We start from the raw sequence: 11541 nt of genomic DNA, 5'->3' as shown, positions 1-11541 counted from the left end.
GACCTCGTACGCCTCTACGCGCGTGCCTGCGCCGAGCGCGACGAGCAGCCGCCGGTGGAGCGGGAGCTGGCGCTGTCGCGGCTGCTGGACTTCTACCTCGCCACGGCGGCCGAGGTGTACGCGCTGGAGCATCCCGGCGACCGGCTGGTCGACCATCTGGAGCCCACGGATCACGGCGGCCTGGTCTTCGACGGCCGGTCCACGGCGATCGACTGGCTGTACTCGGAGGCGGCCGGTCTGCTCGCCTCGGTCCGGCAGTCCGCGGGCCCGTCGTTGCGGCGCGCCGTGGACACCCTGTGGGTCACCCAGGATCTGGCGGACTCGGGCGCCACGTCCGGGCAGTACGAGGCGGTCGCCACGGCCCTGTGGGAGGAAGCGGCGCGGCGCGGCGACGCGAGGGCCGAGGGGCGGGCCGCGCTGGTGGTGGCCAGGACCCGGATGAACGCGGGCAGGTTCGAGCAGGCGGACGACGCGGCGGCCCGCGCGCTCCTGATGGCGGAGAGCTGCGGGGACGCCCTGACAGCCTGCTGGTCGCAGAACAGCCAGGGAACGATGGCTCTCTACCGGAACCACCATGAGCAGGCCGAACGTCATCTGACGGCTGCGCTGGCGGGTTTCCGGGCCGTCGACGACCGGCCCGGAGAGGCGAGCGCCCTGTGCAATCTGTCCCGTGTCCGGCTCGCCGTCGGGGAGGTCTCCTCGGCCCTGACGCTCGCGGAGCAGGGGATGGCCGTCTATGACGACCTCGGCATGTCCCTTCGTGGCGCCAACGCCCGCTACTCGCTCGGACTCGCGCTCACGGCCGCCCAGCGGTTCGACGAGGCGATCGCATCGTTCCGCGAGGCCCATCTGAGGTTCACCGACAGCCGCCAGCGTCTCTGGGAGGGCATGACCCTGTTCAGGATCGCCGAGGCCGAACTCTGCGCGCAGCGCCCGTCACCGGCGCTGGATCTGGCCGAGCAGGCCCTGGCCGTGCTGGTCGGCATCGGCGGCGACTGGCGGAGGGGCAACGTACTGACGGTCCTGGGGCGCGCGCTCCAGGCCGTGGGACAGGTGGACCGCGCGCGGGCGTGCTGGCAGGAGGCCCTGGACATCTTCGAGGAACTCGGTTCCCCCGAAGCCCGGCAGGTGCGCGAACTGGTCGAGGGCCGGGCGTCCGCCCCCGTACCGAACACCGCGTAGCGGCACCGGACACCGTCCGCCGCCGGCCTGGCGCGGGCGCCCGGTGCCGACGCCGTCGGCCGAGGAGACCCGCTGGTACGAGCGGGTCCCGCTGGTACGAGCGGGTCCCGCTGGTACGAGCGGGACCGTACCGCGACGGCGCCGGTGAGGGGTGGCGTCCGGTCACTCCTGGCCGGAGCAGGGGTCGCAGCAGTCGCGGGCGCGTTCGACGCAGATCGTGACGCTGTCGGCGTTGTCCGTGGGGTCGGGGTCCTTCTCGCGGGCCGTGGCCGTGGCGGTGTTGGTGATCTGGCCCGAGGCGGTCGCCTTGGCCCGCAGCACGAGCGTGGCGGTGGCGCCGACGGCCAGGTCACCCACCGTCCACTGTCCGGTCACCGGGTCGTAGGTGCCGGGTGAGGGCCTGGCGGACAGGAAGGTGAGATCGTCGTGCAGTTCATCGGTGACGGTGACTCCGGTGGCCCGGTTCGGGCCGGTGTTCCGGACGGCGATCCGGTAGGTGACGGTCTGTCCCTCGGTGACCGTGGTCGCGTCGGCCGCTTTGGCCACCGTCAGATCGGCGGCCGGATTGACCTCCGTGACCGCCTCGTTGGACGTGGCGGTCAGCGGTTCGGGAGTCGGCCCGAGGCGGTTCTCGTAGGCAGCGGTGGCGCTGTTGACGACCCGCCGGCCTCCCGCGGCCAGGCCGATGGTGACGCGGTACTCCACCGTGGTGCCGCCGGGCAGGGTCTCGGTGCTGGGCAGACTGCCGGCCTGGCCGCCCGAGGCGCCGTTGCCCAGGTGGAAGACCACCCTGTTGCCCCGGGCGTCGAAGTACGCCTGGTCATCACCGCTCCGGTCGCTCTTCGGCCCGGTGTTGGGACCGTCGACGACACGCAGGGATCCGGGCAGGTACGTCGTACCGGCGGGGATGACGTCGGTCAGGACGAGGGCTTCGGCCGGGCCTCCGCCTTCGTTCCTGGCCGTGACGCGGTAGGTGACGACGTCCCCCACCTCCAGCGGCCCCACGGGGATGGCGGTCTTGGTGAGCACCACGTGGGGAGCGGTGCCGAAGAAGACTCCGTCCAGGAAGTTCCCGATCCCCTGGTTGCCGCCGGCGGCGGAGATGGAGCGGAACGCGAACCGGGTCATGGTCTGGCCTGCCGGGACGATGTACGTGCCCGTGTAGTGGCCCCAGGCATTGTTGCCGTCGGTGAAACGTCGCTGCTCGACCGCGGAGCCCGGTGTGCCGATGTCCAGTGCCATGGTGTCCCGGCCCTGGCGTCCGCGGTGGTACAGCCTCCAGTACAGCTTCGACCCGGGTGTGGTCGGCAGATCCTGGTAGAGCGTGGCAACCTGGCGCGCGTTCAGCTCGGCGAACTGGGAGCCGTGCACGGCCGGCACCCCGTTGAAACCGGAACGCCACAGCTCGATCATGTGATCGGTCGAGGTGGTACGCCATCCCGGTACGCGCTTGGCTGCCTGCGTCTGCGACGAGTCCGGAAGGATCTCGTAGTCGGTGACGACGGGCTCTTCGAAGCTTCCGTTGACCAGTGCGACCCGGAGCGGTGCGGACGGAGGTGTAGTCACGTGTCCCCTTTGGTTCTGCGAGGTCCGGCATGTCCCGCCGGCCGGACCAGGAGGGCGGGCCCCGGCGGAGCTGTGGCCCCCGAGAGCACAACGCAATCCCGCGGATACGGGAAGCGCCTCCTCATCGGTCCTCGCCAAACCCGCCCGGCCGGTTTACCGGGCACATCCGCCAGGAGTGACCGCGCCGTTCCCGCACCGGCGGCCGTCCGCACATCACCCGGAACTCACGGGGCTCAGCTCTCCCTGCAGCCACCCCTTGAACGGCCGAAAAGAACGCCGCTGCCACGCTCACTCACCTCGTGTGAGGGTGATCCGATGCGCAACGGGTTGACTGCCGGGGGAATCCCCGGATGCCGGCGCCTCGGGAGCACCGGGTGTTCCGCCCCAGCGCCCTTCGCCGACTGCCGTCGCGCCTCGCCCGCCAGGCCGTCCTGTGACAGGTGCTTCACCGCCATGTCCCGACTGTGTGCCATCGGCCGTTCGGCCGAAATTCGCTGGTTAGCTGGCACGGACGCCGAGGGAGGCGTCGTAACGACCGGACGGAAATGAGAACAGACATGGGCAGACGGTACGGGCGCACGGTGTCGCGCAGGCAGATGATCAGACTGGCCGGGACAGGTCTGGGGCTGGTCGCTCTCGGGACCGGGGCCGTGGCGTGCGAGTCCGGGGAGCGGCCGGAAGCGCCGGGTGGCGGTCCGGCGCCGGGCGCGGACAAGAAAGGCGGAGGGTCCACGACACCACCGCCGGGTACCGCACCCGAACCTCTGTGGAAGTCGGCTGCCGCGAACACCGATCTGGCCGGGATGGACGCACTCGCGGTGGTCGGCGACACGGTCCTGGTGTCGGGAGATCCGCTGGTCGGAAGGGACATGGCACGCGGCACGGAGAAGTGGTCCCGCGCCGGTGTCACCACCCCCGGCGCCAGACTCATCGTCGGCGGCGGGACGCTCTATCTGGCCAGCGCCGAGTACGACGGCGACGTAGTGGGGCTGGATCCGGCCACGGGCAAGGAGACCTGGCGGAGCCGGCTGGGCAAGAAGTACCAACTGCCGCGCCCGATCGCGGCCGACGAGCGCCACGTGTATGTCCTCGCCGGCATTCTGGAGAAGGACTTCACGACGCCGAACAATGTGATCGCGGCGATCGACACCACGTCCGGCAAGGTCGTCTGGCGTGAGCAGCGTGACGCGGGGACCGAGGAGCACGGGATCACCGCCGCGTCCGTCGACGGACACCTGATCTATACGGACTACCGCGAGAATGTGACCGTCCGTGACACGGCGACCGGCCGACAGGTGTGGACGAAGAAGATCAGCGAGTCCAACCGCCGCCGCTTCGCCGTGCACAGGGACCTGGTGATCGTGGCGGACGGAGGGCGGCTGCGGGCACTCGAACTGGCCGGAGGCAAGGACCGCTGGTCGCTCAGGACCGAAGAGTTCAGCAAGTTCTACGACCCGCAGATCCTGGACGGGGTGCTCTACGCCGCCGACAGCGCGCGTGGCATGTGGGCGGTGGATCCCGGTACGGGCAGAGCGATCTGGCACAACGAGGATCTGCTGGAGTCGGCGACGCAGGCACGGCAGTTCGCCAAGGTCAAGGGAACCCTCTACGGCGCGACCGAGTTCGACAAGGACGGCGGCGTGCACGCTTTCGACACGGCGACCGGGAAGCTGCGCTGGACCTACAACGACGGCACCGGCGACATCCAGCAGTGGTATGTGGTGGCCGCGGGCAGCCGGCTGGCCGTGATGCACGGAAAGCGGCTCTACGCGCTGCCCGCGGTGTGATCGTCGTACCCACGTCCGGTTCCATGCGCCGGGTTCCACACGCCTGCGCCCGAACCGTGTGACGCCGCATTCCGTGGTGGGCGAACTCCGGTTTCCGGTCCCCGAGTTCGCCCACCGGCTCATGGAGCCTTTGCCTTCGGCATGGTGTAGATGCACTCCTCGATCCGCTCGATGAGATCATCCTCGAATCGAAAATACACCACGGCGTGGACCTCTTCGAATGACCCGCCTACCATATTCAGATGAAGCACGTGCTGCTGGAACACCTCGTTCGAACTGTGGAATCGGCGGATGACGTCGTACTGCAGCGACTTGACATCAGCGGCAAAGACCTTGAACTGCTCCAGGCTCTCACCGATCCCCTGCGCTCCGTTGCCGTCGTTCTGCCAAACGGTCGCCCGGTCCGTACACAACGCCCGGGCGCGGGAAAAATCACACGTCTCCAGGCATTGCAGAAAGAGATTCACTTTCGCATTCAGATCCTGCCGCACATCGATCCCTCATTCCTTCTGCGGAGACGGAGTGTGATCGATCGAGCCAATGGCGGGTGGGCGACGACAAGTTCCGACGTCCACGCCGTACGCGGTCATAACTCGAACCACTGTCGACGACCCTGCCCATGCGGTCAAGCTCATTCTGTCGATGCAATCGATCGCGCGGTGCGATGCATTCATCCGGAGCCGCAGGATTCGAGCGTCGGTGATTGCCCCGTGGGCGCCGGTGACCAGGGGCCGAACGGCCCGATGTGGACCGGCACCTGCGCCGGCAGCACGCACTCACCCCGCGCGCCGGTTCCCTCCCCCTCCCTCGCGTCCATGGAATATCGCCTGCCGATGTCTCCCAGGGAGGTACGGTGACCGGTCGAGTCATCTACGCGTCGTTCGAATTCCAGTTTCCCTTGGGTGGAATTCGTGTGCTGAACCAGCAGGTCTCGCTGTTGCGGGCCGCCGGCGTCGAAGCATTCCGCTGGACACCCACGCCGGGATTCCGCTACACGTGGTTCGACGACGACGTACCGACGCTGTCCGGCATGACCCTGGATCTCGGACACGAGGACGTCCTCGTGCTGCACGAGGTCAGCGTGCTCCCGAACCACGACCCGGCGCCCGGCGGCCACAAGGTCATCTACTCGCAGGGGCACTACCTCAACTTCCTGACCTGCCCCGCCCCCGGCCCGTACCCGGGCTGGTCGGAGCGGCCCGCTCTGTGGGCGATCTCGCGGGCGGGCGTCGACATGCTCCGCCGCGCCCTGCCCGGGTTCGAACCGCATCTGGTGCCGAACGTCGTCGACACCGAACTGTTCCGGCCGGCATCGACCGGGCGGGTCCGGCGCATCGCCTGGATGTCCCGCAAACGTCCCATCGAATCCACGCTGCTCCGCCGCCTGCTCCACGCCGACCCGCGGTCCACCGGGGTCGATCTGTACGACATCCACGCGGTTCCCCACGAGGAAGTCGCTCGCGTGATGTCGAAGACGGCTGTGTTCATCGCGCTGGCGGCTCCCGAGGGAGAGGGCTTCGGCCTGCCCCCGGCCGAGGCGATGGCCAGCGGCTGCCTGGTGACCGGCTATGCCGGTGGCGGTGGTTCGGAGCTGTTCGACTCGCCGTCCGCCTGGCGCGTACCGGAGCTCGAAACGGCCCAGTTGGCGGACAAGGCCCTGGAACTGCTCGACCTGCCCGGCCAGGATCGCGTACGGCGGGCGGGCCGCCGGTGGGTGGCCGACCGCTACACCGCCCAGGCCGCCACCGAGGCGCTGATCGAGGGCGTCCGCCAAGCACGCGCCCTGCCCGGTGGCTCGGCTTCGGCCACCCATCCGACCGCCTGGATGGAGGAACTGCTGAGCCGCTTCCCCGTGCCGCCGGAGACGAACACGCAGGTGGAACGGTCCGCCACCGGGCAGTGACGAACCTCCCGATGAGGATCCGGGTCCGGTGCCGCCGGGGCTTGACCGCGTCGGCCCCGAGACGGCGCCGCCGGAGCGGAGAGAAGTACCGGCCGGGCGGCCGACCGATCGTGGACGGTTCCGGCTGTCGACGGTCCCGGTCCGGCGACAGCCGGTGGCCTCTGTGCGACATCATCTGGCCCGGCCGCGTCTCGCCGCCGGCACACAACCTTTCTAGGGTCGTGCCATGCCTATGAACTTCCTGCACCGCAGGCTCTGCAGCTCTCCTGGATGGGCCGCCGGGGTGGCCGAGCGCATGCCCGGGATACTGGCCGACGTCGACCTCGGGGACGACGTCCTGGAGATCGGGCCCGGCTTCGGTGCAACCACCAGGGCCTTACTTCCCCGCACGACGAGGCTGACCGCCGTGGAGATCGACGAGGCGTCGGTGGCCCTGCTGCGCGCCGAGTTCGCCGACCGGGTCGAGATCGTCCATGGCAGCGGCGCCCGACTCCCCTTCCCCGATGGCCGGTTCTCCGCCGTCGTCTGCTTCACCATGCTGCACCATGTGCCCTCCGCCGACCTGCAGGACGCTCTGTTCGCCGAAGCCCACCGGGTACTGCGGCCGGGTGGGGTGTTCCGCGGGGTGGACAGCCTGCCCAGCCTGGGATTCCGGCTGCTGCACATCGGCGACACCATGGTGGTGCTCGATCCGGCGACCTTGCCCGGACGTCTGAGCCGGGCCGGTTTCGAAGGCGTCGAGTCACAGCACGAGCCGGGCCGGCAGATCCGTTTCCTGGCCCGCCGGGCCTGATATCGCGCCGCCTTCCTCCTCGTACGGGATCAGGACGTCGGCGGCGCGGGTCCCGTACCGGTTCAGCTCTGCTGGTGACCGGTGCGGGCTTCGGCGGTCTCCTTCAACTCGCGCAGCCACCCTTCAAGGCCCTCGCGGAGGATCCTGGTGGCGGTGGGCACGTCCGCCTCGACCTGCTCTCCGGTGTGGGTCTCCTCGGTGCGCACGAGGACACCGCCCTTCACCTCGGTGAAGTTCCACACGTGGACGCCGTCGATGTGCAGCCCCTCGGCAGTGGCGGGCCCGGTCCAGCGTATGCAGGAGTTGCGCCTGAGCTGCTCGACGGTCGAGGTGATGTCCAGACTCGTGGCGGGGGTCGAGGGATTGGGGGGTATCGGGGTCGTCCACCGGAACGCCGAGCCCTTCCGGAAGGGGCCGTGGTCGAGGCGCTCCGCGGTCTTGACCGGGGTTTGCCAGGACGGCCAGCGCTCCACATCGGTCTGGAGCCGCCATACGGCGCTCAGCGGAGCCCGGATCACGGTCTCGGCCCTGGACCGGACAAGGGCCTTGGGGTCGACGCCCTCGCCTCGGCAGGCGAGGGACGTGCCGGGATGAGGCGTGGCTCCGGCGGGCACGGCGGCACCGAGGGCACCGGCGACGACGAGCGGGACGGCGAACAGTGCGGCGCGGACGCCGGTGCGGCGGATCCTGGACATGGGGTTCTCCTTGTCAGTTCCTGGGTGAGCGTGGCGCGTTACGCGTGGGTGTCCGGTGGGGCGCCGCGCGTCGGGCGGGCTTCGGCCCGTCCGGCAGACACGTCGCCGGTCGCGGCCGGCCCCGCCGAAGCGAGCTAGAGGGGCGCGCGTTCGTTATAAGTTGTAACGCGACACGAGGTGAGCGGTCAATAGCTTTCGTGACACCTTCTAACGAACCCTGGAAGACGCGTCCGCCCGCACAGGGAGGGCCGGGCGGCCATCGAGTGGTACGACCACCCATCCGGGCGGAACCGGAACCCGGGACGCCCGCCTGACCAGCACCCCTGCCGCACACGTCACCGCGAGGGCCCCTCCGGCGCACGGAGGGCTCTCGAATTGGTCTAGTCCTCATTTGGTCCAGACCATTGACACGCACATGATCACGGGGCTATTCCGTAGGGCAACACCAGCGCGTCATACATCAGTTGACGCCCCCTCACATCTTGGATGGCCATGAGACGTATGCGTTCCCTCCGTGCCGCTCTCACCGCGGCGGCCACCGCGGTGGCCGCCTTGGGCCTGACCGCGGTCTCGGGTGCCCCGGCCCAGGCCGCGACCCCGCTCCCCGCCCATGTCTTCGCCCCCTACTTCGAGTCATGGACGGGCGAGAGCCCCGCCGCCCTCAGCGCGCAGTCCGGGGCCAAGCACCTGACGATGGCCTTTCTCCAGACGGCGACGAAGGGGTCCTGCACCGCGTACTGGAACGGCGACACCTCGCTGCCCATCGCCTCGGCATCCTTCGGCGCCGACATCAAGACGATCCAGGGGCGCGGCGGGGACGTCATCCCGTCCTTCGGCGGCTACACGGCGGACACCACCGGAACCGAGATCGCCGACAGCTGTTCGGACGTCGACCAGGTCGCCGCCGTCTACCAGAAGGTCGTCACGACCTACGACATCCCCCGGCTCGACATGGACATCGAGGTCGACGCGCTGGAGAACACCGCCGGTATGGACCGGCGGAACAAGGCGATCAAGAAGGTCCAGGACTGGGCCGCCGCCTCCGGGCGCAAGCTGGAGATCTCGTACACCCTGCCGACCACGACCCGGGGCCTGGCGCCCAGCGGTCTCGCCGTACTCAAGAACGCGGTGGCCAACGGCGCCCGGATCGATGTCGTCAACCTCATGACGTTCGACTACTACGACAACGCCGTCCATGACATGGCCCAGGACACCAAGACCGCCGCCCAGGGGCTGTACGACCAGCTCGCCAAGCTCTACCCGGGCAAGACCCCGGCCCAGCTCTGGGGCATGATCGGCGTCACCGAGATGCCCGGTGTCGACGACTTCGGCCCGGCCGAGACCTTCACCCTCGCCAACGCCGGGCAGGTGTACGACTGGGCGGTCTCCAAGGGAATCAACATGCTCTCCTTCTGGGCGCTCCAGCGTGACAACGGAAGCTGCCCCGGCGGTGCCGCCGCGGACAACTGCTCCGGCATCGAGCAGAACACCTGGGACTTCTCCCGCATCTTCGCTCCCTTCACCAGCGGCAACACCGCGCCGAGCGACGACTTCTCGCTGACGGCGGCCCCGGCCGCCGCGACGGTCACGGCCGGCAGTTCCGTCAGCACCACGGTGAGGACCGCCGTGACCGCGGGCAGCGCCCAGACCGTGAACCTGACGGTCAGCGGTGCGCCGGCCGGGGTCACCGCCTCGCTCAGCCCCGCCTCGGTGACGGCCGGAGGGACCGCGACGCTCACCCTCACCACGACCACGGCGGCCGTCAACGGCACCTACGCCATAGCGGTCAACGGCGCGAGCCCCTCGGCCGCGCACTCGGCGACGTACTCCCTGACCGTCACCGGCGGCAACGGCAACCAGTGCACGGCCGCGCCCTGGGCCCCGGGCACCGTCTACACCGGCAACCAGCAGGTGTCGCACAACGGCCACAGCTGGAAGGCCAAGTGGTGGACGACGGGCGAGGAGCCCGGCACCACCGGGGAGTGGGGCGTCTGGCAGGACCTCGGCGCCTGCTGAGCACTCCGCCGGGCCGGGCCGGGCGACCCCGGCCCGGCCCGGCGGGATCGTGCCGCATCCGGCACGGCGTGATCACCGGCACCTCCCGCCCGGCCCGCGACGCCTCCGGGCGGGTGGCACCCTGCCGGACAGGCCCTACGCCACGGTGATCGCCTGCACCGGGCAGACGCGGGCCGCCTCGCCCGCCAGAGGGTCGACGGTGTCGCCGCCCTCCGAACCCGGCAGCAGCTCGCCGTAGCCGTCGTCGTCCTGCGTGAACAGGTTCGGGGCGGTCAGCGCGCACTGTCCCGCGCCGATGCAGACATCCGTGTCGATACTGATCCGCGTCATGACTGGATCCTTTCCGCAGAGAGCCGTGTCACCAGGCCACGGGCAGTTCAAGCATGCCCTGGATCGTGTCGCCCGGCTTGAACGGGATGTCGTCGGCGGGCACCGCGAGCCGCAGTCCCGGCAGCCGGGCGAAGAGGGAGCGCAGCGCGATCTCGATCTCGGCCCGCGCCAGGTTCTGACCGAGGCACTGATGGACACCGAAGCCGAAGGCGACGTGGTGGCGCGCCGCGCGGCCGAGGTCGAGCTCGTCCGGTGCGGGGTAGGCGGCGGCGTCGCGGTTGGCCGTCGACGCGGACATGACGACGCCTTCGCCGGCCCTGATCGTCACCCCGCCGATCTCGATGTCCTCGGTCGCCACCCGGGCCAGCGTGTCCGCGATCGACAGGAAGCGCAGCAACTCCTCCACCGCGGACGGCATCAGCTCCTCCTCGCCGCGCAACCGCGCGAGCTGATCGGGGTGCTGGAGCAGGGTGAAGGTGCCCAGCGAGATCATGTTCGCGGTCGTCTCGTGGCCCGCGACGAGCAGGATCTGCGCGAGCCGGACCAGCTGGTCGCGGCCGACCGCCCCGGTGCCGAGCGGTCCGGCGATCAGCTCGTCGAGCAGTCCTTCACCCCTGACGGCCTGTTTGTGCTCGATGAGCCCGCGGAAGTACTCGTCGAGGTCGTCCCGCGCCGCCTGGACATCGACGGCCCCGGGCCCGCGCAGTAACTTCCGCGAACGGGATTCGAAGAAGTCGTGGTCGGAGTACGGGACACCGAGCAGCGCACAGATCACCATCGAGGGAACGGGCAGCGCGAACGCGTTCACCAGATCGACGGGTGGTCCCTGCGCGATCATCCTGTCCAGCAGCCGGTCCACGGTCTCCTGGATCCGGGGCCGCAGGGTCTCGGTCCGCTTGAGGGTGAAGCTCGGTACCAGCATCCGGCGTTGCGTGCGGTGTTCCGGGTCGTCGACTCCGAGGAGTTCGACGCGGCGCGAGGCGATCTTCGCCAACCGCTCGGTGGGGATGGGGAACGCGGGGTTCTCCCGGTCGGCGGACAGCCGCGGGTCGGCCAGGAGTGCTCGGGCCTCGGCATGCCCGGTGACCAGCCAGACGGTCCGGCCGTCGAAGAGTGTGGCGGACGACAGCGGTCGTTGCTCCGCGCCGGGGGGCGGCCGGTATCCCGTCGGCGGGTGGTACGGGCAGGTGCGGTCCTGGGGGAAGGCGATGGTGCCGGTCCGAACGCCGGTGCCGGTGTCGGTGTCTGCCATGACGAGCCTCGCAAGAG

At 69.9% G+C, this 11541-nt stretch carries 10 protein-coding genes; 5 read left to right on the top strand and 5 right to left on the bottom strand.

What is annotated here, in order from left to right; genetic code table 11:
* Positions 1-1182, top strand: a 1182-nt coding sequence (locus tag ABT170_RS19075) for a tetratricopeptide repeat protein (protein ID WP_351868752.1), incomplete at its 5' end; no start/stop codon positions are given.
* A gap of 162 nt (positions 1183-1344) precedes the next feature.
* Here ABT170_RS19075 and ABT170_RS19070 read toward each other — a convergent pair.
* Positions 1345-2748: a CLIPPER-2 domain-containing protein gene (locus ABT170_RS19070; protein WP_351868749.1), complete on the bottom strand. Its 1404-nt coding sequence runs from the start codon at positions 2746-2748 to the stop codon at positions 1345-1347.
* Positions 2749-3305: 557 nt separating this feature from the next.
* Here ABT170_RS19070 and ABT170_RS19065 point away from each other — a divergent pair.
* Positions 3306-4535, top strand: a complete 1230-nt coding sequence (locus ABT170_RS19065; RefSeq protein ID WP_351868746.1) for an outer membrane protein assembly factor BamB family protein — start codon at positions 3306-3308, stop codon at positions 4533-4535.
* Between the two features lie 119 nt (positions 4536-4654).
* On the opposite strand, the gene ABT170_RS19060 is transcribed toward ABT170_RS19065, so the two are convergent.
* Complete coding sequence (locus ABT170_RS19060) at positions 4655-5026, bottom strand: nuclear transport factor 2 family protein (protein ID WP_351868743.1); 372 nt, start codon at positions 5024-5026, stop codon at positions 4655-4657.
* 422 nt (positions 5027-5448) lie between these two features.
* Between ABT170_RS19060 and ABT170_RS19055 the strand changes: the two genes are divergently transcribed.
* Together ABT170_RS19055 and ABT170_RS19050 are read left to right on the top strand one after the other, a co-directional pair.
* Positions 5449-6438, top strand: a complete 990-nt coding sequence (locus tag ABT170_RS19055) for a glycosyltransferase (RefSeq protein ID WP_329946923.1) — start codon at positions 5449-5451, stop codon at positions 6436-6438.
* Positions 6439-6664: 226 nt separating this feature from the next.
* The gene (locus ABT170_RS19050; RefSeq protein WP_329946924.1) at positions 6665-7231 is read left to right on the top strand and encodes a class I SAM-dependent methyltransferase; all 567 of its coding nucleotides are present in this window, start codon (positions 6665-6667) and stop codon (positions 7229-7231) included.
* A gap of 62 nt (positions 7232-7293) precedes the next feature.
* On the opposite strand, the gene ABT170_RS19045 is transcribed toward ABT170_RS19050, so the two are convergent.
* Positions 7294-7926: an SRPBCC family protein gene (locus tag ABT170_RS19045; RefSeq protein ID WP_351868740.1), complete on the bottom strand. Its 633-nt coding sequence runs from the start codon at positions 7924-7926 to the stop codon at positions 7294-7296.
* Positions 7927-8418: 492 nt separating this feature from the next.
* Here ABT170_RS19045 and ABT170_RS19040 point away from each other — a divergent pair, with 492 nt between their 5' ends.
* Positions 8419-9942: a chitinase gene (locus tag ABT170_RS19040; RefSeq protein ID WP_351868737.1), complete on the top strand. Its 1524-nt coding sequence runs from the start codon at positions 8419-8421 to the stop codon at positions 9940-9942.
* Between the two features lie 135 nt (positions 9943-10077).
* Here the strand turns inward: ABT170_RS19040 and ABT170_RS19035 are convergent, their stop codons facing one another.
* Together ABT170_RS19035 and ABT170_RS19030 are read right to left on the bottom strand one after the other, a co-directional pair.
* On the bottom strand, positions 10078-10272 hold the full coding sequence (locus tag ABT170_RS19035) for a ferredoxin (protein ID WP_329946927.1): 195 nt from the start codon (positions 10270-10272) through the stop codon (positions 10078-10080).
* A 28-nt stretch (positions 10273-10300) separates the two neighbouring features.
* Positions 10301-11524, bottom strand: a complete 1224-nt coding sequence (locus ABT170_RS19030) for a cytochrome P450 (RefSeq protein ID WP_351868734.1) — start codon at positions 11522-11524, stop codon at positions 10301-10303.
* Positions 11525-11541: the final 17 nt, after the last annotated feature.

Source organism: Streptomyces sp. NPDC001787 (genome assembly GCF_040297465.1).
Lineage (GTDB): Bacteria > Actinomycetota > Actinomycetes > Streptomycetales > Streptomycetaceae > Streptomyces.
This window is presented reverse-complemented; position numbering and strand designations above follow the sequence as displayed.